Consider the following 21,467-nt stretch of genomic DNA (forward strand, 5'->3'; position numbering starts at 1 on the left):
GCAAAATGAGTGGAAGCGCGGCGGCAGTGATGACGAAGCCCGCCTTTCGCAAGGTGCAGTGGCTCGCGCGCGACATCGACGTCGAGCGTCGCGGCGACGGCACGGTGGTGCTGAAGTCGCGCATTCCGCTGCAGCCTCATGAGAAGCACATCCCGGCCTCGCTGGCGAAATGGGCCAAGGAAGCACCCGAGCGCATCTGGCTGGCGCAGCGCGGCGGCCCGAACCGCGAATGGCGCAAGGTGTCCTATGGCGAAGCCAAGCGCATCGTGGACGCGCTGACGCAAGGCCTGCTCAATCTCGAGCTCAAGGGCCGGCCCGTCACGATCCTCTCCGGCAATTCGATCGAGCATGCGCTGATGACGCAGGCCGCGATGCAGGCGCGCGTTCCGGCAGCGCCGGTATCGCCGGCCTACTCGTTGATGAGCCACGACCACGTCAAGCTCAAGTACCTGTTCGACCTGATCAAGCCGGCGGTACTGATGGTGCAGGACGGACCGATCTTCGAGAAGGCGCTGAAGGCGCTCGACCTCAGCGGCGTCACCGTGGTTCACGTCGCGCGGCCCTGCGAGGGCATCAAGAGCGTCAGCTTTGCCGAGCTCGCGGCAACGCGTGTCACGGCCGATGTCGAGGCCTCGATCGCGAAGATCACGCCGCAGACCGTCGGCAAGCTGCTGTTCACATCAGGCTCGACCGGCATGCCCAAAGCCGTCATCAACACGCAGGAGATGATGTGCGCCAATGCAGCGATGATGATGCAAGTGCGGCCGCGCGATCCGAACGGACCGATCTCGACCATGCTGGACTGGATGCCCTGGAACCACACCATGGGCGGCAATGCCGCGTTCCACCCGATCCTGGTCGACGGCGGCACGCTCTATATCGACGACGGAAGGCCGATGCCGGGCCAGTTCGAGGAGACCCTGCGCAATCTGCGCGAGATCTCGCCGACCTATTATGCCAACGTGCCGGCCGGCTATGCCGCGCTGGCAGCGGCCATGGAGAAGGACGACGCGCTCTGCCGTTCCTTCTTCAAGAATCTCTCGATCATGGCCTATGGCGGCGCGCGTCTGCCCGACGATCTCTACGAGCGCATGCAGGCCCTCGCAGTGAAGACCACCGGCGAGCGCATCGTGTTCTACACCGGCTGGGGTTCGACCGAGACCGCGCCGACCTCGACCGGCACCTATTGGGACACCGAGCGCGTCGGCCTGATCGGCCTGCCGTTCCCCGGCGTCGAGTTGAAGATGGTGCCGTGCGGCTCGAAATACGAGTTGCGCCTGCGCGGCGTCAATGTCACGCCCGGCTATTTCGGCCAGCCTGAGCTGACGAAGAAGATGTTCGACGAGGAAGGTTTTTATTGCATCGGCGATGCCGGCGTCTTCGTCGACGATTCCGATCCGGTGCAAGGCATCATCTTCGCCGGCCGCGTGGTGGAGGACTTCAAGCTCACCACGGGCACATTCGTACATGTCGGCTCGCTGCGGACCGATGCGATCGCGGCCGCCACGCCCGTGGTGCACGACGCGCTGGTCGCGGGGCAGGACCGTCCCTTCATCGGCCTCCTGGCCTGGCCGAACCTGCACGCCTGCCGGCAGCTGGTCGGCAATCCCGATCTCAGCTTTGCGGATGCTGTGAAGCATCCCGAGGTGATCGCTTGCTTCAGGCGCGGCCTGGAAGCCCACAACCGTGAATGCGAAGGGGCCAGCAGCCGTATCATCGCGCGCGCGATGCTGATGGTCGAGCCGCCCTCGATCGACGGCAACGAGCTCACCGACAAGGGCTACATCAACCAGCGCGCCGGCCTGGAACGCCGCGCGGCGCTGGTGGAGCGGCTCTATGCGGACAAGCCGGATCAGGATGTGATCGTGCTGAAATGAAGACGACACTCGCTCCATTCGTCATTCCGGGGCGCGCGCAGCGCGAGCCCGGAATCCATCGGGCCGCATATGCGTGGCGAAATGGATTCCGGGTTCGCCGCTGCGCGGCGCCCCGGAATGACGGCAATAAATGACAACGAATAAGAGGTAAGCCCGCCATGAACTTCGACTTCTCCGACGATCAAAAGCAGCTCCGCGACCAGGCGCGCAAGTTCCTCGCCGAGAAATGCTCGCCCAAGGCGGTGCGTGTCGTGCTCGACGGCAAGGCGCCTTACGACAAGGAGCTGTGGAAAGGCCTCGCCGAGATGGGCTTCCTCGGCGTCGCGATTCCCGAGGAGTTCGGCGGCGCCGGCGCCGGTCATCTTGAGCTGTGCGTAATCGCGGAAGAAATGGGCCGGGCCAACGCGCCGGTGCCGTTTTCCTCGACCGTGTACCTCGCCGCCGAAGCGCTGCTGATCGCCGGCAGTGACGCGCAGAAGAAGAAATGGCTGCCGGCGATTGCTTCCGGCGAGGCCATCGGCACGCTGGCGCTGTTCGAGGGCAAGGGCAACCCGTCGCCGAAGAACGTCAAGCTGACGGCTGCGAACGGCGTGCTCAACGGCGTCAAGAAGCCGGTCGCCGACGGTGCGATTGCCGATTTTGCGGTGGTCGCCGCGCGCACGGGATCGAGTGGGCGCGACAATGACATCTCGCTGTTCCTGGTCGATCTCAAGGCCGGCGGCGTCGATGTGAAGAGCCTCACCAACCTCGATCCGACCCGCGGACAGGCCGAGATCACCTTCAAGGACGCCAAAGCCGAGCCGCTCGGAGCTGCGGGCGACGGCTGGAGCATCCTCACCCAGGTGCTCGACCGCGCCGCGGTGCTGTGCGCGTTCGAGCAGGTCGGCGGCGCCGATCGCGCGCTGGAGATGGGCCGCGACTACGCGCTGGACCGCATCGCCTTCGGCCGGCAGATCGGCTCATTCCAGGCGGTCAAGCACATGCTCGCCGACATGTACGTCTCGGCGACGCTGGCGCGCTCCAACAGCTATTACGGCGCCTGGGCGCTCTCGACCAATGCGGCCGAACTGCCGGAAGCCGCCGCCGCCGCGCGCATCAGCGCGACGCAAGCGTTCCAGCACTGCGCCAAGAACAACATCCAGGTCCATGGCGGCATGGGCTTCACCTGGGAATTCGACTGCCACATGTACTATCGCCGCGCCAACGCGATGGCGCTCGGGCTCGGCAGCCTCACTTATTGGGAAGATCAGCTGATCGATCGGATGCGGAAGAAAAACGCAGCGTAACGACAGGTGCGTAGGGTGGGTTAGCCGAAGGCGTAACCTACCACCGACCGGCAGTGCTCGACAGAATTGGTGGATTACGCCTCCGGCTAATCCACCCTACGGACAACAGAGAACCAAGATGAACTTCGACGACACCCCGCAGGAAGCCGAGTTCCGCGCCACCGCCCGCGCCTGGATCAGTGCGAACGCGCCCAAGCAATACGAGGACGAGCTGCGCAAATTCTCACTCGGCCGCACCGTGCTCAAGAACGCTGACATTCTCGAAGTGGCAAAAGCCTGGCAGAAGAAAAAGGCCGACGCCGGCTGGGCCTGCCTGCACTGGCCGAAGGAATATGGCGGCCGCGGCGCCTCGCCGATCGAGCGCGTGATCTGGCAGCAGGAGGAGGGGCCGTTCGGCCAGCTGTCCCGCATGTTCATCATCGGTCACGGCATGTGCGGGCCGACCATGATGGCGTTCGCGCGCGAGGAGCATAAGCGCACCTATCTGCCGCCGCTCGCCTCCGGCGAGAAGGTCTGGTGCCAGCTGTTCTCCGAGCCCGCCGGCGGCTCGGATGTCGCGGGCCTGCGCACGCGCGCCGAGAAGGACGGCGACGACTGGATCATCAACGGCCAGAAGATCTGGACCTCGGGTGCACATTATTCAGACTACGGCATCCTGCTCACGCGCACCGATCCGACCGTGCCCAAGCACAAGGGCCTCACCATGTTCTTCCTGGACATGAAGAGCCCCGGCGTCGAGGTGCGGCCGATCAAGCAGGCGAGCGGTGCCTCGGATTTCAACGAGGTCTATTTCACCAATGTCCGCATCCCCGACCATCAGCGCCTCGGCGAGGTCGGTGACGGCTGGAACGTGTCGCTGACCACGCTGATGAACGAGCGCAGTGCGATCGGCGCGGCCGTATCGACCGGTTTCCCCGAACTGTTCGAGTACTGCTCCAGCCTGATGCTCGACGACGGCCCGGCGATCGAGGATCGCGCGGTGCGATCCAAGCTGGCGAACTGGGCGGTGAAGGCAAGCGGGCTGAAATACACCAGCATGCGCGCGATCTCGGCGCTGTCGAGGGGAGAACGCCCGGGACCGGAGAACTCCATCGGCAAGCTGGTGGCGGGCTCCATGATCCAGGACGTTGCGACCTATGCGCTCGATCTGCAGGGCGCGTCCGGAATCGTCAGCGGCGAGGATGGCGAGCTGGCCGGCCGTTTCCAGGCCATGCTGCTGCGTGCGCCGGGTACACGCGTCGAGGGCGGCACCGACGAGATCATGCGCAACATCATCGCCGAACGGGTGCTGGGCCTGCCCGGCGACATCCGCGTCGACAAGGACGTGCCGTTCAACAAGATCCCGACGAAGGGAAGATGACTTCGAATTCGTAGGGTGGGTTAGCGAAGCGTAACCCACCACGTTCGCAACGATACTCGACAGAAGTGGTGGGTTACGCCTTCGGCTAACCCACCCTACGCACCGCGCAAGGATTGAGAGGTCCGCCATGAATTTCGACGACACCCCGCAGGAAGCCGCATTCCGCGAGACCGCGCGCAAATGGATCGAGGCCAATGCGCCGAAGGAATTGCAGGCCGAGCTGTCGAAGTCCTCGCTCGGCCGCATCCGCCTTGCCAATCGCGACATCGTCGATGTCGGCAAGGCCTGGCAGAAGAAGAAGTTCGAGGGCAATTGGGCCTGCCTGCACTGGCCCAGGGAGTATGGCGGCCGCGGCGCGACGCCGATTGAGAAGGTGATCTGGCAGCAGGAGGAGGGCGTCTACGGCAAGCTGACGCAGCCGTTCCAGATCGGCGAGGGCATGTGCGGCCCGACCGTGATGGCGTTCGGCAGCGAGGAGGCCAAGCGCCGTTACTTGCCGAAGCTCGCATCGGGCGAGGAGATCTGGTGCCAGCTGTTCTCCGAACCGTCTGCCGGCTCCGACGTCGCAGGGCTTCGCACCCGCGCGGAGAAGAGGGGCGACGTTTGGGTCGTCAACGGCCAGAAGATCTGGACCTCGGGCGCCCATTATTCCGACTACGGCCTGCTGATCGCGCGCACCGATCCCAACGTGCCCAAGCACAAGGGTCTCACGATGTTCTTCCTGGACATGAAGAGCCCCGGCGTCGAGGTGCGTCCGATCAAGCAGGCCAACGGCATGCAGGAGTTCAACGAGGTCTATTTCACCGATGTCGTGATCCCCGACAGCCAGCGGCTGGGTGCCGTCGGCGACGGCTGGAACGTCTCGCTGACCACGCTGATGAACGAGCGCATGTCGATCGGCGCGCGGCTCGCGACCGGCGTGCCCGAAATGTTCGAGCTATGCTCGAACCTGATGCTGGAGGATGGCCTCGCCATCGACGATCCCGCCGTACGCTCGAAGCTCGCGAGTTGGGCGGCGAAGTCGAACGGACTGAAATACACCAGCTACCGCACGATCTCGGCGCTATCGAAAGGCGAGCGACCGGGCCCGGAGAATTCGATCGGCAAGCTGGTCTCGGGCATGATGCTGCAGGACATCGCGACTTACGCCATGGACCTGCAGGGCGCGGCCGGTGTTCTCACCGGAAATGACGAGGAAACGGCCCAGGGCCAATTCCAGCAGATGCTGCTGTCCTCGCCCTCGATGCGCATCGCCGGCGGCACCGATGAGATCCTGCGCAACATCATCGCCGAGCGCGTGCTCGGCCTGCCGGGCGACATCCGCGTCGACAAGGACGTGCCGTACAACAAGATCCCGACCAAGGGGCGGTGATCGCGCGCGCTGAGCATGCACCAAGGGTGGGCAAAGGCGCAAAGCGCCGTGCCCACCCTTGCGTGTTGCTCACTCCACCCCGATCGTCGTCAGATCCTGGAACCAGTGCTGCGCCTGCACGAACTGCTTGATCTTCGGTGACAGCGCGTGCGGATTGGTATCGTGGACGACCCACACCAGCGTGGCATCGTCCACAATCAGCGCGTGCGCCTGCGCCAGCAATTGGTCCTGCTTGGTGCTGTCGAACGTCTGCTTGGCCTCGTCGATCAGCGCGTCGACCTTGGGGTTCTTGTAGCCGCCCCAATTGACGCCAACCGGCGCGATCTGGCCCGAATGGAAGAAGCGGACGATGGCGTAGAGCGGATCCGAGGTGACATAGGCGATGTTGTTGGAGGTGATGCCGGCGTTCATCTCGTCGGCGGCGCCCTTGCGCCAATGCGTATAGAGCGTCTCCAGCTCGACCACCTTGAAGTCGATCTCGATGCCGATCTCCTTGAAGCTCTGCTGCAGGAATTCGTTCATCGGCAGCGACAGCATCTGGCCGGTGCCGCCTTGCGCGATGATGAAGGTGGTCTTCAGAGGCTTTGCTTTCGAATAGCCCGCTTCCTCCACCAGCTTCTTGGCGGCGGCGAGATCATATTTCAGCTCGAAGCTGGGCTTGCCGAACCACGGGCTCGACGGGTCGACCTGGCCCTTGGCAGGCTTGGCGAGGCCGTTCATCAGGCCGACGACTTCGTCGCGGTTGATCGCAAGGTTCAGCGCCTTGCGCAGGCGGATGTCGGTCCAGGGCGAGCCCGGCAGCACGCTGAGGTGATAATTCCACACATGCGGCGTGACGTTGTCGACCAGCTTCATGCCGGCCGCCTTCAGCTGCGGCACGGCGTCCGGTGCCGGCGTCTCGATCAGGTCGACCTGGCCGGCGAGCAGCGCATTGGTGCGCGTCAGCGCTTCCGGCATCGGCACCAGCACGATCTTGTCGGCCTTGGGAATGCGCTTCTTGTTCCAGTAGTCCGGATTTTTGCTGAGCTCGGCGAGCTCGCGCGGCACCAGCTTCGTCAGCTTGAACGGGCCGGTTCCGGAGGGCTGGCTGGCGAACTTGTCCCAGTCCTTGCCGAGTTTTTCATATTGCGCCGGGCTCGAGACCAGGAACCACAGCATCTGATAGGGGAAGAAGGAATCCACCGTCTTGGTGATGATCTCCACCGTGAAGTCGTCGATCTTGGCGTAGCTGGCGACGGAGGGGAGGCGGGTCTTCACCTGCGCGCTCTGCCGCTTGTCGAATTGCGGCGCCTTGTCGTTGAGCACCTTGTCGAGATTCCAGATTACCGCATCGGCGTTGAAATCGCTGCCGTCGTGAAACTTCACGCCCCTGCGCAGGGTGAAGTGCCACTTCGTCTTGTCGGCGTCGTCCACCTTCCATTCGGTGGCGAGGCCCGGCACCAGCTTGCCGGGGCGGTCGGCGACATCCATCTCCCAGGCCACCAGCGGATCGTAGATCGTGTAGGCCGTGAACTGATAGGCGCCGGCGCCGCGATCGGGCTGGCCAGTGGTGAGTGGAATATCCGCCATCGAGATGCCGTAACGCACCACCGTTTCGGCGTGCGCCGTGATTACGGACACCGCCAGTGCAAGCACGGCGAGACAGGTCGATAGACGAATACGCATGGCCCAAAGCTCCAGGGGGATCTGGGACCAAACCTGCAATCTTGATGCCAGAATAGGCAGCGCGCCGATTTCGCCCGTGCGTCATCACAAGGACTTGTCGTCGCAGGGGCAAATCGCAGAAAAAGTTTTCCCTTGGCATAGCCATTGCATACGATTGCATCAAAATTAATCATCGGAAGCCGGAAAGGGACTGAGGCGATGTTTATCAAGAACAACAACACACGGGCGGCGCTGATCGCGCTGTTGGCGCTTGGCAGCGCAGCCGCATGGCCGCGGGTGGCGGCTGCCGAAACTGTGCTGCGCATCGGCATGACTGCTGCCGATATTCCGCGCACGCTCGGCCAGCCCGATCAAGGTTTCGAGGGCAACCGCTTCACCGGCCTCACCATGTACGATGCGCTGACCAGCTGGGACCTGTCCTCTGCCGACAAGGCGAGCGTGGTGATCCCCGGCCTTGCCACCGAGTGGAAGGTCGACGATGCCGACAAGACCAAATGGGTCTTCAAGCTGCGCCCCGGCGTCACCTTCCATGACGGCTCGCCGTTCAACGCCGACGCGGTGGTGTGGAACGTCGAGAAGGTGCTGAAGCAGGATGCGCCGCAATTCGACGCCAGCCAGGTCGGCGTCACGGCCTCGCGCATGCCGACGCTGGCCTCCGCGAAGAAGATCGACGACATGACCGTCGAGCTCACCACCAAGGAGCCCGACAGCTTCCTGCCGATCAACCTCACCAATCTGTTCATGGCAAGCCCGGCGAAGTGGCAGTCCTTCTACGACAAAGCCGAAGGCGCCGACGCCAAGGCGAAGTCGCAAGCCGCATGGACCGCCTTCGCCAGGAGCGCCTCGGGCACCGGCCCGTGGAAGATGGCGAGCTTTACGCCGCGCGAGCGGCTCGAGCTGGTCAAGAACCCGGACTATTGGAACAAGGCGCGCGTGCCCAAGGTCGACAAGATGGTGCTGCTGCCGATGCCGGAAGCCAACGCGCGCACCGCGGCACTGCTGTCCGGCCAGGTCGATTGGGTCGAGGCGCCGGCACCGGACGCGCTGCCCGAGCTCAAGCAGCGCGGCTTCAAGCTCTACTCCAACGAGCAGCCGCACGTCTGGCCGTGGCAGTTCTCGCGCGTCGAGGGCTCGCCCTGGAACGACATCCGGGTGCGCAAGGCCGCGAACCTCTGCGTCGACCGCGAAGGCCTCAGGGACGGTCTGCTCGCGGGGCTGATGGTGCCGGCGTCCGGCACCTTCGAGCCCGGCCACCCCTGGCGCGGCAATCCCACCTTCCAGATCAAGTACGACAAGGCGGCTGCGCAAAAGCTGATGCAGGAGGCCGGCTACGGTCCCAACAAGAAGCTGACCGTGAAGACGCAGACGTCGGCGTCCGGCTCGGGCCAGATGCAGCCCTTGCCGATGAACGAGTATCTCCAGCAGGCGCTGGCCGAATGCTATTTCGATGTGCAGCTCGACGTCATCGAATGGAATACGCTGTTCACCAACTGGCGCCGCGGCGCCAAGGATCCCAGCGCCAACGGCTCGCACGCGACCAACGTCACCTACGCGGCGATGGACCCGTTCTTCGCGCTGGTGCGCTTCCTGCAGTCGGGCATGGCGCCGCCGGTCTCGAACAATTGGGGCTTCATCAACAACCCCAAATTCGACGAGCTGGTGAAGAAGGCGCGCCAGACCTTCGATCCCGCCGCGCGCGACGCCGCACTCGCCGAATTGCACGCAGCCTCCGTCGATGACGCCGCCTTCCTCTACGTCGCCCACGACGTCGGCCCGCGCGCCATGAGCCCGAAGGTGACAGGCGTCGTGCAACCGAAGAGCTGGTTCATCGACTTCTCGCCGGTGTCGATCGCGCAGTAATTCGCGCCACACGCACAGTGCACCCTCTCCCCTTGCGGGAGAGGGTGGCTTCGCGGATAGCGAAGCCGGGTGAGGGGTCTCTCTCCGCGAGTGATCCTTCCTCCATTTGATAATGCTGTAACCGCGGACCGAACCCCTCATCCGGCGCTTGCGCGCCACCTTCTCCCGCAAGGGGAGAAGGAAGAAAGAAGACCAGTGCTCGCCTATACCGCCAGACGCATTGTCTACGTCGTCCCGATCGTCATCAGCGTCGCGCTGGTGTGCTTCTTGCTCGTGCACATCACGCCGGGCGATCCGCTGGTCGCCGTGCTGCCGGCCGATGCGTCGCAGGAGCTCGCCGCGCAGCTGCGCGCCGCCTACGGCTTCGACCGGCCGCTGCCGGTGCAGTTCGGCCTGTGGCTGTTGCGTGCCCTTCACGGCGATCTCGGCAATTCCATCGCGACGGGGCGTCCGGTGCTGGCCGAGGTGATGCGCGCGGTCGGCAACACCGTCACGCTCGCGATTGCCGCCGCCATCATCGGCTTCACCATGGGCGTCCTGCTCGGCCTGATCGCCGGCTATTTCCGCGAGACCTGGGTCGACAAGGTCGCGACCTCCTTTGCCATCGCCGGCGTCTCGGTGCCGCATTACTGGCTCGGCATGCTGCTCGTCATCATTTTCTCGGTCCAGCTGAACTGGCTGCCCGCGGTCGGCGCCGGCCCCAGCGGCTCCAATTCCTGGGCCTGGGATTGGGCGCACCTCAAATATCTCGTGCTGCCGGCGATCACGACGTCGGTGATCCCGATGGGCATCGTCACCCGCACGGTGCGCGCGCTCACTGGCGACATTCTCTCGCAGGACTTCGTCGAGGCTTTGCGTGCAAAGGGCCTGCGCGAAACCGGCGTGTTCCGCCACGTCATCAAGAATGCCGCGCCCACCGCGCTCGCGGTGATGGGGCTTCAGCTCGGCTACATGCTCGGCGGCTCGATCCTGATCGAGACCGTGTTCTCCTGGCCTGGCTCGGGCTTCCTGCTCAACTCGGCGATCTTCCAGCGTGACCTGCCGCTGCTGCAGGGCACGATCCTGATCCTGGCGCTGTTCTTCGTCTTCCTCAATCTCCTGGTCGACATCGCCCAAGCCGCGATCGACCCGCGCATCAAGCGGGGCTAGCCGATGAGCGAGCTTCCGTTGTCCGCCACCGCCAGCGATGCCGCGCTGCAGGCCGCGCCCGCCACCAAGGCGCGCGGTTATTGGGCGACCGTCGGCCGCCGCATCATGCGCGATAAGGTCAGCATGGCCTGCGCTCTGGTGCTGCTGCTGATCTTCCTGTCCGCGATCCTCGCGCCGTGGCTCGGTCTCGAAGACCCCTACAAGGGTTCGATGATCCGCCGCCTCCGCCACATCGGCACCACAGGCTATCCGCTCGGCACCGACGAGCTCGGCCGCGACATGCTGGCCCGGCTGATCTATGGCGGGCGCCTGTCGCTGGTCATCGGCATCCTGCCCGTGATCCTGGCCTTCTGCATCGGTACCTCGCTCGGCATCATTGCCGGCTATGTCGGCGGCAAGCTCAACACCGCGATCATGCGCACGGTGGACGTGTTCTACGCCTTCCCGTCGGTGCTGCTGGCGATCGCGATCTCTGGCGCGCTCGGCGCCGGCATCCTCAACTCCATCGTGGCGCTGACCATCGTGTTCGTGCCGCAGATCACCCGCGTCGCCGAGAGCGTCACCACCGGCGTGCGCAACATGGACTTCGTCGAGGCCGCCCGTGCCTCCGGCGCGGGCGCCTTCACCATCATGCGCGTCCACATCCTCGGCAACGTGCTGGGCGCGATCTTCGTCTATGCCACCAGTCTGATCTCGGTCTCGATGATCCTGGCGGCCGGTCTGTCCTTCCTCGGCCTCGGCACCAAGCCGCCGGAGCCGGAATGGGGCCTGATGCTGAACACGCTGCGCACCGCGATCTACGTCAATCCCTGGGTCGCAGCCTTGCCGGGCGCGATGATCTTCGCGGTCTCGATCTGCTTCAATCTGCTCTCGGACGGCCTGCGTAGCGCCATGGACATCAGGAACTAGGCCATGAGCGAAACCAATACCTCCGTCGAAATGCTGGAGCCGGTCGAGGACCGCGGTGGGCTCGCGCAGCCGCTGCTGCAGGTCAACGGCCTGACCAAGCATTTCCCGGTGCGCGGCGGCCTGTTCGCCGCCAAGCGCACGGTGCGTGCCGTCGACAATGTCTCCTTCTCTGTCGCCAAGGGCGAGACGGTCGGCATCGTCGGCGAGTCCGGCTGCGGCAAGTCCACGACCGCGCGGCTGCTGATGCACCTGATGCCGCGCGATGACGGCGACATCATCTATGACGGCATGACCGTCGGCCAGTCGCTAAGCTTGCGCGAGCTGCGCCGCGGCATGCAGATGGTGTTCCAGGATTCCTACGCCTCGCTCAACCCGCGCCTGACGATCGAGGAATCCGTCGCCTTCGGTCCAAAGGTCCATGGCATGGCCGATGGCGCGGCGCGCAACCTGGCGCGAGAGCTGCTCGGCAAGGTCGGCCTGCGCCCGGAAAACTTCGCCAACCGCTATCCGCACGAGATTTCCGGCGGCCAGCGCCAGCGTGTCAACATCGCGCGCGCGCTGGCGCTGTCGCCGCGGCTGGTGATCCTGGACGAGGCCGTCTCGGCGCTCGACAAATCCGTCGAGGCGCAGGTGCTCAACCTGCTCGCCGATCTCAAGCGCGAATTCGGCCTCACCTATCTCTTCATCAGCCACGACCTCAACGTGGTGCGCTACATCTCGGACCGCGTGCTGGTGATGTATCTCGGCGAGGTCGTCGAGCTCGGCCCGGTCGACCAGGTCTGGGACAGCCCGGCGCATCCCTACACCCGGGCGCTGCTCGCCGCGATGCCGTCTTCGGATCCCGACAAGCGCACCGAGACGCCGCCGATCACGGGCGATCCGCCCAATCCGATCGATCCGCCCCCCGGCTGCCGCTTCCACACCCGCTGCCCGTTTGCGGAGCCGCTCTGCGCAAATGCGACACCAAAGCTCACCGCGCTGGATAATATGGGTCACGAGGCCGCGTGCTACATGGCGATACCGGGTTCAGGCCACAGCCGCGCCCCCAGGGGAGAAACCGCATGACGAGACCGACACCGAAAGAGATCAAGCCGATCGCGCATATCGCCGGCGTCCCCGTGGACGACGAGATCGCAACCCGCATCTCCAACGCCATCGGCCCCGCCTTCGAAGGCTTCGCCGCGATCGCCGGCACGCTGCCGTTCGATCTGGAGCCCGCAACTTACGTGCTCGCGCAGACGCAGAAGGTGTCCAAATGAGCCGTGAGCCCGCTCTGATGACGCTCACCGAGGTCGCGCGCGCGATCGCGATGAAGCAGGTGTCCTCGCACGAGGCGACGCGTGCGCTGCTGCAGCGCATCGCGCAGTGGCAGCCGCATCTCAACGCCTTCATGTCGATCGAGGCCGAGGCTGCATTGAAAGCGGCGGATGCCGCCGATGCCGAGCTCGCCAAGGGCAATGTCCGCGGTCCCCTGCATGGCGTCCCGCTCGCGCACAAGGACATGTACTACGATGCCGGCCACGTCGCGACCTGCGGCTCGCTGATCCGCCGCGACTTCGTGCCGAACGTCACGTCCACCGCCTTGCAGCGGCTCAAGGACGCCGGCCAGGTCCGGCTCGGCACGCTGCATCTCGCCGAGTTCGCCTATGGCCCGACAGGCCACAACGCTCATTACGGTCCGGTGCGCAATCCCTGGAACGTCGCCCATATCACCGGCGGCTCCTCATCCGGCTCCGGCTCGGCGGTGGCCGCGCGCCTGACTTATGCGGCGCTCGGCTCGGACACCGGCGGCTCGATCCGCATGCCCGCGCATTTCTGTGGCGTCACGGGGCTCAAGACCACGGTCGGCCGCGTCAGCCGCGCCGGCGCAATGCCGCTGTCGCAATCGCTCGACACCGTCGGCCCGCTGGCCCGCAGCGCCGAGGATTGCGCGCTCTTGCTGGCGCTGATGGCCGGTCCCGATCCCGCCGATTCGACCTGCAGCCACGAGCCGCTCGCGGACTACGTCGCAGCCACCAAGGCTTCGCTGAGGGGGCTCAAGATCGGCGTGCCCGCCTCGTTCTATGTCGACGATCTCGACAGCGAGGTCGCGCGCGTGCTGGACGAGACCATCGCGGTGCTCAAGCGCGAGGGCGCCGACATCGTCAAGGTCGAGCTGCCGGACCAGCGGCAATTGTCCTCGGCCAGCCAGCTCGTGCTCGCCGCGGAAGCTGCCGCCTTCCACAAGCGCTGGATGATCGAGCGTCCGCAGGACTATGGCCCGCAGGTCTTGATGCGGCTTCAGAACGGCCTCGCCATTCCCGCCATCACCTATCTCGAAGCGATGCGTTGGCGCGGGTCGGCGCTCGCGGCCCACAATGCCGCGACGGCAGGCGTCGATGCGGTGATCGCGCCGGCGTCCCCGGTGCCGGCGCCGACGATCGAGGAGAGCGACGTCGGCGGCGGCCCGAACGCGCCGGCGCTGTTGCAGCGGCTGACGCTGTTCACCCGCCCGGTGAATTTCCTGGGCTTGCCGTCACTGACCATTCCTTCGGGCTTCACCACGACCGGCCTGCCGGTCGGCATGCAGCTGATCGGCCGCTCCTTCGACGAAGCCACCCTGCTGACCATTGGCGCCGCGTTCCAGCGCATCACCGACTATCACGACCGATTGCCGAAGCTGCCGTCATGACAAACCTCGTCGAGATCTCAGGCCTCAACATCCGCTTCACCGGCGAGCGCACGGTCTATGCCGTGAACGATCTCAGTCTCTCGCTCGGCAATAGCGAGGTGCTCGGCCTGCTCGGCGAATCCGGTTCGGGCAAGAGCGTGACCTTGCGTGCCTTGATGCGGCTGTTGCCAAAGAAGCGCACGCAGATTTCGGGCACGGTCAACGTCATGGGACAGGACGTGCTGGCCATGAACGACGAGCAGCTGTCGTCGTTCCGCGGCCAGACCGTCTCGATGATCTTCCAGGAGCCGGCGCTTGCGCTCGATCCGGTCTACACGATCGGCGCGCAAATCGCCGAAAGCGTGGTGCGCCACGAAGGCAAGAGTTTTGCGGAAGGGCGTGCGCGGGCGCTGGAGATGCTCGAGGTCGTGCGTATTCCCTCGGCCAAGCGCCGGCTGGATGCCTATCCGCACGAAATGTCGGGCGGCATGCGCCAGCGCGCCATGATCGCGCTGGCGCTGGCCTGCCGGCCAAAAATCCTGCTGGCGGACGAGCCGACCACGGCGCTCGATGCCACCGTGCAAATCCAGATTCTGCTCTTGCTGCGCGAGCTGCAGCGCGAGTTCGGCATGTCCGTCATCTTCGTCACCCACGACATCGGCGTCGCCATCGAGATCTGCGATCGCGTCGCGGTGATGTATGCCGGTCAGATCGTGGAGCAGGGGACCTTGCGCGACATCGTCCGCTCGCCGGTGCATCCCTATGCCAAGGGCCTGCTCGCCTCCACCATCCACGGTGCCAAGCGCGCACAGCGGCTGGAGACCATCCCCGGCACGCCGCCGTCGCTGGCCGAGAAGCCGCACAATTGCTCCTTCGCTCCCCGCTGCAAGCTCGCCGAGCCGCGCTGCCTGGAGCAATTGCCCGGAAATGTCGCGGTCGGGCCGGGTCGGGCCGCCAGATGCGTCCTGGCGGAGCCGGCCACCGTGCTGTCATAGTTCGGATGAGTTGAACCGGGCTGTGCGAGCCTTTCCAGCATTCACACCCCGTTCATTCCGGTTCCCGTTCCATGGCGCCTTTCACGGAGAGGGACCTCACGGATGTACATTTCCAACGAAGGCCTTCTCGTCATCCTGTTCGTCGGTCTCGTCGCCGGTTGGCTCGCCGGCAAGATCGTGCGGGGCGCCGGGTTCGGCCTGATCGGCGACATCGTGATCGGCATCTGCGGTGCGCTGGTGGCGAGCCTGCTGTTTCCAAAGCTCGGCATCCGCCTCGGCACCGGCTTGATCTCCCAGATTGTCTATTCTGCCATCGGAGCGGTCATCCTGCTGCTGGTGGTACGCCTGGTGCGCGGCGGGGGCCGGCTCTAGCCTCTGCATTCGGCTGAGCGGAACTTGAGCCGCGCTTTTCGCGGAAGCGGCTGAAAGCCTGCAAGAAAAAGCCGCAAGCCTGTGGAATTCCGGACTTGCGCGGAAGGCTATCGGGGGTAGATGTGGCCCATGAGGCCTCGGATTAAATTCGACCGCGTTGGACGGCCGGAAAACAGATGTTAATCCAAGGCGAGTACTCCTTGAATCGCCTTTGAAATCAGGGCTTTGCCCGTTAGCCGAAAGAGATCAGACTGATGGCAGCCATCCCTGGCGTCCGCCGTTCGGAGCTCGGTGACGCCTTGCGCGCTTGTCGCACGGCCTTCATCGGCGTCGGCCTGATGAGCTGCATGATCAACCTGCTCTATCTGACCGGGTCGATCTTCATGCTGGAGGTCTATGACCGGGTGCTGCCGAGCCGCAGCATCCCCACCCTGGTCGGCCTGATCATCCTCGCCAGCTTCCTCTACATGGCGCAGGGCGTGCTGGACATGATCCGCAACCGCATCCTGGGGCGGATCGGCACCGCGCTCGACGAGGCCCTCAATAAGCGCGTGTTCGACACCATCGTGCGCCTGCCGCTGCTGGTCGGCAGCCGCAACGAGGGCCTGCAGCCGCTGCGCGATCTCGACAATGTCCGCTCCTTCCTCGGCAGCATGGGCCCCAGCGCATTCTTCGACCTGCCCTGGCTGCCGCTCTATCTCGCCATCTGCTTCGCCTTCCATGTCCTGATCGGCGTCACCGCGCTGGTCGGTGCCATCATCCTGGTCGGGCTGACGCTGGTCACCGAGTTCATGTCCCGCCAGCCGGCGAAGGAAGCGATGGGCCTCGCCGCCCAGCGCAACGATCTCGCCCAGGCCAGCCGCCGCAACGCCGAAGTGATGGTGTCGATGGGGATGGCCGGCCGGATGAACCAGCGCTGGAGCGAGGCCAACGAAAAATACCTCGCCGGCAATCAGCGGGCGAGCGACGTCGCCGGTGGTCTCGGCGCGGTCGCAAAGGTGCTGCGGATGATGCTGCAATCGGCCGTGCTCGCGGTCGGCGCCTATCTCGTCATCCACCAGGAGGCGACGGCCGGCATCATCATCGCCGGCTCGATCCTGTCCGCCCGCGCGCTCGCGCCGGTCGATCTCGCCATCGCGCATTGGAAATCCTTCGTCGCGGCGCGCCAGAGCTGGCAGCGGCTGACGCGCCTGTTGGAGCAGATGCCGGCGCAGGCGATGCCAACCCAGCTGCAGGCGCCGACCAGCCGGCTCTCGGTCGAGGGCGTCGCCATGGTGCCGCCCGGCGATCAGCGTCTCGTGGTGCAGGATGTCACCTTCGCGCTCGCCGCCGGCAACGGCCTCGGCGTGATCGGCCCGAGCGGTTCCGGCAAGTCGTCGCTGATCCGCGCGCTGGTCGGGGTCTGGCAGCCGGTGCGCGGCAAGGTGCGGCTCGACGGCGCGGCGCTCGATCAATGGACGAGCGACGCGCTCGGCCGCCATATCGGCTATCTGCCGCAGGACGTCGAATTGTTCGGCGGCACCATCGCGCAGAACATCAGCCGGTTCGATCCCGAGGCCACCTCCGAGGCGATCATCGCCGCGGCCAAGGAGGCCGGCGTGCACGAGATGATCATCAAGATGCGCGAGGGCTACAACACCCAAGTCGGCGAGCAGGGCGCCGCGCTTTCCGCAGGTCAGGCCCAGCGCGTGGCGCTGGCGCGCGCGCTCTACGGCAACCCCTTCCTGATCGTGCTCGACGAGCCCAATTCCAATCTCGACACCGAAGGCGACGAGGCGCTGACCCGCGCCGTCCGCTCGGCGCGCGAGCGCGGTGCCATCGTCGTCGTGGTGGCGCACCGCCCGATCGGCGTCGAGGCGGTCGACCAGATCCTGGTGCTGCGCGACGGTCGCATGCAGGCCTTTGGGCCGAAGGAGCAGGTGCTCGCCCAGGTGCTGCAGCCGCGCGTGACGCCGCCGGCGCCGATCAAGATCGTCAGCGAAGGCGGAGTGGCCAAACCATGAGCACGAAGCCATGAGCACGTTGGCCATCGGCGGCACCAAGGCGGCCGCGAAGACCGTCCGCGACTCCATCAGGTTCCACCTGATGCTCGGCCTTGTGATCGTGCTGGTCCTGGTCGTCGGCCTCGGCGGCTGGGCCTCGACCGTCCTGATCTCGGGCGCGCTGATTGCGCCGGGCCAGATCGTGGTCGAATCCAACGTCAAGAAGGTGCAGCATCCGACCGGCGGCGTGGTCGGCGAGGTGCGCGCCCGCGACGGCGACCTGGTCAAGTCCGGCGACATCGTGGTGCGGCTCGACGACACCGTCACCAAGGCCAATCTTGCCATCGTCACCAAGAACCTCGATGCGGCGCAGGTGCGTGCGGCGCGATTGCAGGCCGAGCAGCGCGGCCTCGACCGAATCGAGTTCCCGCAAGGCCTCATCGAGCGGGCGGGCGATCCCGACGTCAAGGCGCTGCTTGCGGCCGAGACCAAGCTGTTCGAGGTCCGCGTCAATGGCCGCACCGGGCAGAAGGCGCAGCTCCGCGAACGCATCACGCAGCTCAACGAGGAGATCGCCGGTCTCAGCGCCCAGGAAAAAGCCAAGGACCAGGAGATCGCGCTGGTGCTGAACGAGCTCACCGGCGTGCGTGAGCTCTACGAGAAGCGTCTTGTGCAGATCTCGCGCCTGACCCAGCTCGAGCGCGACTCGGCCCGCCTCAACGGCGAGCGCGCGCAGTACATCGCCGCGCGCGCCCAGGCCAAGGGCAAGATCACCGAGACCGAGCTCCAGATCATCCAGATCGACAAGGACGTGGTCAGCGAGGTCTCCAAGGACCTGCGCGAAACCAACGACAAGATCGGCGAGCTGATCGAGCGCAAGGTCGCGGCCGAAGACCAGCTCCGCCGCGTCGGCATCCGCGCGCCGCAGGATGGCATGGTGCTGCAATCGACGGTGCACACGATCGGCGGCGTCGTCACGGCCGGCGATACCTTGATGCTGATCGTGCCGCAGACCGACGATCTCCAGGTCGAGGCCAAGGTCAATCCGGTCGACATCGACAAGCTCCAGATCGGCCAGAAGACGCTGCTGCGCCTGTCCGCGTTCAACCAGCGCACCACGCCCGAGCTCAACGGTGTCGTCAGCCGCGTCTCGCCCGACGTCACCACCGACCAGCGCACCGGCCAAGGCTACTACACCATCCGCGTCTCGATGCCGCCGGAAGAGATCGCCAGGCTCGGCGACGTCAAGATGATCCCCGGCATGCCGGTGGAAGCCTTCGTCCAAACCGGCGACCGCACGATGCTGTCCTATCTGATGAAGCCGCTTCACGACCAGCTGATGCGCGCCTTCCGCGAGAAGTGACGCACGACAGCGCGCCGTGGTCTCGTAGGGTGGGTTAGGCGAAGCCGTAACCCACCGCTTCTCTAACCGAGGATGCGGAAGTGGTGGGTTACGCTGCGCTAACCCACCCTACAACACCGCCTTCTTTGCTATAGTTCGACTTAGGCCCAATCACCCGGCGGTCGAACCATGCAATCTCCTCCCTCCATCCCCACCGCATCCTTCTCCGACGCGTCCCTCGCCGTTGCCCGCCTCGAGGAAATCTACGAGCGCAACACGAAATTCCTGCGCGACCGGTTCGAAGCCTATGTCGGCGGGGAAGCGATCACGATGCGGGTTCGCGCCTATTATCCCTTCGTCCGTATCACCACTGCGACGCATGCGCGGCTGGATTCGCGCCTTGCTTACGGCTTCGTCGCCGGACCCGGCGTGCATGAAACCAGCGTGACGCGGCCGGATCTGTTCCGCAGCTATTTCACCGAGCAGATCGGCCTCTTGATCCAGAACCACGGCGTGCCCGTCGAGATCGGCGAGTCCGCCGAGCCGATCCCGATCCACTTCGCCTATCGGCGCGACATCAATATCGAAGCCGCGATCACCACCAGCGAGAATTCGCCCGTGACACGCTCGCTGCGCGATGCGTTCGACGTGCCCGTTCTCGCGACCATGGACGATTCGATCGCCGACGGCACTTTCGAGCTCCAGCCTGATACGCCGGAGCCGCTGTCCCTGTTCCGCGCCGCCCGCGTCGATTACTCGTTGCGCCGGCTTTATCACTACACCGGCACCGATCCCGAATATTTCCAGAACTTCGTGATCTTCACCAACTACCAGTTCTATGTCGATGCCTTCGCGCAAGCGTGCCAGCAGCGGCTGCAGTCCGGCGAAGCCGGGCTCGAAGCTTTCGTCGCGCCCGGCAACGTGATCACGAACAGCGGCGGCGCGATCAGCGGCACCGCGCCGGCTCGCGCACCGCAGATGCCGGCCTTCCATCTGGTCGCACCTGGCTATCGCGGCATCACGTTGATCAACATCGGCACCGGTCCGTCCAATGCGCGCAACGTCACCGACCACGTCGCGGTGCTGCGGCCGCATGCCTGGCTGATGCTCGGCCATTGCGCCGGCCTGCGCAACACGCAGCGGCTCGGCGATTACGTGCTCGCGCACGGCTATGTGCGCGAGGATCACGTGCTCGATCGCGAGCTGCCGCTGTGGGTGCCGATCCCAGCGCTGGCCGAGATGCAGGTCGCGCTCGAGGAGGCGGTCGAGGACGTCACCGGGCTCGAAGGCTTCGAGCTCAAGCGCCTGATGCGCACCGGCACGGTCGCGAGCGTCGACAACCGCAATTGGGAAATTTCCGGGCCTGAGGTGATCCGCCGGCTGTCGCAATCGCGCGCGGTCGCGCTCGACATGGAATCGGCCGCCATCGCCGCCAATGGCTACCGCTTCCGCGTTCCCTACGGCACGCTGCTGTGTGTCTCCGACAAGCCGCTGCATGGCGAGATCAAGCTCGCGGGCATGGCCAGCGAGTTCTACCGCCGCCGCGTCGGCCAGCACCTTGAGATCGGCCTGAAGGCGCTGGAGCGGCTCAAGCAGCAGGAATCGGAACGGCTGCATTCGCGCAAGCTCCGCAGCTTTGCCGAAGTGGCGTTCCAGTAGGGCCGAAGCCGCACTTTGCTGCTGACAAGCGCAGCGATTTTCAGCATTGTCCGACGCGGGGCTCGACCGGGACGACTTGATGCCGCTCATGCGCCACAAGATCATTGGCCATGATCTGGAACGGCTGGCCTTTCGCTTCACCATGTTGAACGACGGCGAGGTCGTGCAGTGCCAGATCAGCGACGCCGCGATGGACGAGCTCGCGGGCATGCAGGGCACCGAAAGCAGCGCACGGCAGGCGCAATTCCTGTCGCTGCGCGAGACCATCGAGCGGATCGCGTCGGATCTCTACGACGAGGCACCACGATTCCCGGGCTATGTGGTGCGCATTTTCATGCGGCATTTAGGACGGTAGCTGTCGCTCCTCTTTCTCACCCCTCCAGCTTCCTCAGCAGCAACCGCAGCGCCGCCGCTGCGAACATCTGCATGTTGCCGAGCCGGTCATTGCTCCCCGTCTCCAGCGTCATCACCTCCATGGCGGGCCCTGCAACCGCCATGCAGCTATGGCCCGCCGAATCGCCGTAGCGGTTGCCGGTGGGGCCGGCGGCGCCGGTCTCGGACAGGCCCCAGTCGCTGTCGAAGCGCGTTCGCATCTGCTCGGCCAGCAATTGCGCGTAGGGCTCCGACGACGACCGAAAGCCCTTCATTCCTTCGTCCGAAATATCCATCAGCACGCGCCTGGCATCGCGCGTATAGACCACCGCGCCGCCGAGGAAATAGGCGGATGCGCCGGGCACCGCGAGCAGGCTGGCCGCGATCAGGCCGCCGGCGGAGGATTCGGCAACCGCAATGGTCTGTTTGCGCGCGATCAGTTTGGCGGCGACCTGTTCCGCAATGCCGACGAGCTCTTTCATGTCGTAACCCCTCATTCCTTCGCAACCGAGCTCAGCCTTCCTAGCATATGACAGGACGCTTGGCCGAGTTGCGGGCGGCGGGCAGGCCTGCTTGAATGGCGGGGACAAGAAGAGACATGCGAGGAAACGTGAGAA

At 65.3% G+C, this 21,467-nt stretch carries 18 protein-coding genes; 16 read left to right on the forward strand and 2 right to left on the reverse strand.

Annotated features, from left to right (window positions below; genetic code table 11):
- Window positions 1-5 precede the first annotated feature (5 nt).
- The 4 genes from I6F33_RS01565 to I6F33_RS01580 all read left to right on the forward strand — a co-directional run bounded on the left by I6F33_RS01565 (window position 6) and on the right by I6F33_RS01580 (window position 5,895).
- Complete coding sequence (locus tag I6F33_RS01565) at window positions 6-1,877, forward strand: AMP-binding protein (RefSeq protein ID WP_109142271.1); 1,872 nt, start codon at window positions 6-8, stop codon at window positions 1,875-1,877.
- 158 nt (window positions 1,878-2,035) lie between these two features.
- Entirely contained in the window at window positions 2,036-3,163 is a 1,128-nt protein-coding gene (locus I6F33_RS01570) for an acyl-CoA dehydrogenase family protein (protein ID WP_035997037.1), read from the forward strand.
- Window positions 3,164-3,281: 118 nt separating this feature from the next.
- On the forward strand, window positions 3,282-4,523 hold the full coding sequence (locus tag I6F33_RS01575; RefSeq protein WP_225140807.1) for an acyl-CoA dehydrogenase: 1,242 nt from the start codon (window positions 3,282-3,284) through the stop codon (window positions 4,521-4,523).
- Window positions 4,524-4,650: 127 nt separating this feature from the next.
- Entirely contained in the window at window positions 4,651-5,895 is a 1,245-nt protein-coding gene (locus I6F33_RS01580; protein WP_225140809.1) for an acyl-CoA dehydrogenase, read from the forward strand.
- 69 nt (window positions 5,896-5,964) lie between these two features.
- Here I6F33_RS01580 and I6F33_RS01585 read toward each other — a convergent pair whose 3' ends face one another.
- Window positions 5,965-7,560 carry an ABC transporter substrate-binding protein gene (locus tag I6F33_RS01585; RefSeq protein ID WP_225140811.1) on the reverse strand — a complete coding sequence of 532 codons (1,596 nt, stop codon included), beginning with the start codon at window positions 7,558-7,560 and terminating at the stop codon, window positions 5,965-5,967.
- A 198-nt stretch (window positions 7,561-7,758) separates the two neighbouring features.
- Here I6F33_RS01585 and I6F33_RS01590 point away from each other — a divergent pair, with 198 nt between their 5' ends.
- From I6F33_RS01590 to I6F33_RS01645, 12 genes are all read left to right on the forward strand, one after another.
- A complete protein-coding gene (locus tag I6F33_RS01590) occupies window positions 7,759-9,420 on the forward strand; it encodes an ABC transporter substrate-binding protein (RefSeq protein ID WP_225140813.1) in 1,662 nt (553 codons plus the stop codon).
- A 195-nt stretch (window positions 9,421-9,615) separates the two neighbouring features.
- Window positions 9,616-10,569: an ABC transporter permease gene (locus I6F33_RS01595; protein ID WP_074447673.1), complete on the forward strand. Its 954-nt coding sequence runs from the start codon at window positions 9,616-9,618 to the stop codon at window positions 10,567-10,569.
- Between the two features lie 3 nt (window positions 10,570-10,572).
- Window positions 10,573-11,478, forward strand: a complete 906-nt coding sequence (locus I6F33_RS01600; RefSeq protein WP_035997066.1) for an ABC transporter permease — start codon at window positions 10,573-10,575, stop codon at window positions 11,476-11,478.
- Between the two features lie 3 nt (window positions 11,479-11,481).
- Window positions 11,482-12,543 (forward strand): ABC transporter ATP-binding protein, encoded by a 1,062-nt coding sequence (locus I6F33_RS01605; protein ID WP_192893058.1) that lies wholly within the window; start codon window positions 11,482-11,484, stop codon window positions 12,541-12,543.
- Complete coding sequence (locus I6F33_RS01610) at window positions 12,540-12,737, forward strand: hypothetical protein (protein WP_109142275.1); 198 nt, start codon at window positions 12,540-12,542, stop codon at window positions 12,735-12,737. Before I6F33_RS01605 ends, I6F33_RS01610 begins: the two co-directional genes overlap by 4 nt.
- Window positions 12,734-14,149, forward strand: a complete 1,416-nt coding sequence (locus I6F33_RS01615) for an amidase (protein ID WP_225140815.1) — start codon at window positions 12,734-12,736, stop codon at window positions 14,147-14,149. The genes I6F33_RS01610 and I6F33_RS01615 overlap by 4 nt, the downstream gene beginning before the upstream one ends.
- Window positions 14,146-15,123: an ABC transporter ATP-binding protein gene (locus I6F33_RS01620; RefSeq protein WP_225140817.1), complete on the forward strand. Its 978-nt coding sequence runs from the start codon at window positions 14,146-14,148 to the stop codon at window positions 15,121-15,123. Before I6F33_RS01615 ends, I6F33_RS01620 begins: the two co-directional genes overlap by 4 nt.
- Before the next feature lie 102 nt (window positions 15,124-15,225).
- Window positions 15,226-15,495 carry a GlsB/YeaQ/YmgE family stress response membrane protein gene (locus tag I6F33_RS01625; protein WP_035997080.1) on the forward strand — a complete coding sequence of 90 codons (270 nt, stop codon included), beginning with the start codon at window positions 15,226-15,228 and terminating at the stop codon, window positions 15,493-15,495.
- 254 nt (window positions 15,496-15,749) lie between these two features.
- Window positions 15,750-17,498, forward strand: a complete 1,749-nt coding sequence (locus I6F33_RS01630) for a type I secretion system permease/ATPase (protein WP_035997082.1) — start codon at window positions 15,750-15,752, stop codon at window positions 17,496-17,498.
- Between the two features lie 10 nt (window positions 17,499-17,508).
- Entirely contained in the window at window positions 17,509-18,840 is a 1,332-nt protein-coding gene (locus tag I6F33_RS01635) for an HlyD family type I secretion periplasmic adaptor subunit (protein ID WP_225140819.1), read from the forward strand.
- Window positions 18,841-19,008: 168 nt separating this feature from the next.
- Window positions 19,009-20,478, forward strand: a complete 1,470-nt coding sequence (locus I6F33_RS01640; RefSeq protein ID WP_074447674.1) for an AMP nucleosidase — start codon at window positions 19,009-19,011, stop codon at window positions 20,476-20,478.
- 46 nt (window positions 20,479-20,524) lie between these two features.
- Entirely contained in the window at window positions 20,525-20,833 is a 309-nt protein-coding gene (locus I6F33_RS01645; protein ID WP_225137591.1) for a DUF1488 family protein, read from the forward strand.
- A gap of 16 nt (window positions 20,834-20,849) precedes the next feature.
- On the opposite strand, the gene I6F33_RS01650 is transcribed toward I6F33_RS01645, so the two are convergent.
- A complete protein-coding gene (locus I6F33_RS01650; RefSeq protein ID WP_225140821.1) occupies window positions 20,850-21,332 on the reverse strand; it encodes a CinA family protein in 483 nt (160 codons plus the stop codon).
- Window positions 21,333-21,467 lie beyond the last annotated feature (135 nt).

Source organism: Bradyrhizobium sp. BRP20 (assembly GCF_020194215.1).
Classification (GTDB): domain Bacteria; phylum Pseudomonadota; class Alphaproteobacteria; order Rhizobiales; family Xanthobacteraceae; genus Bradyrhizobium; species Bradyrhizobium yuanmingense.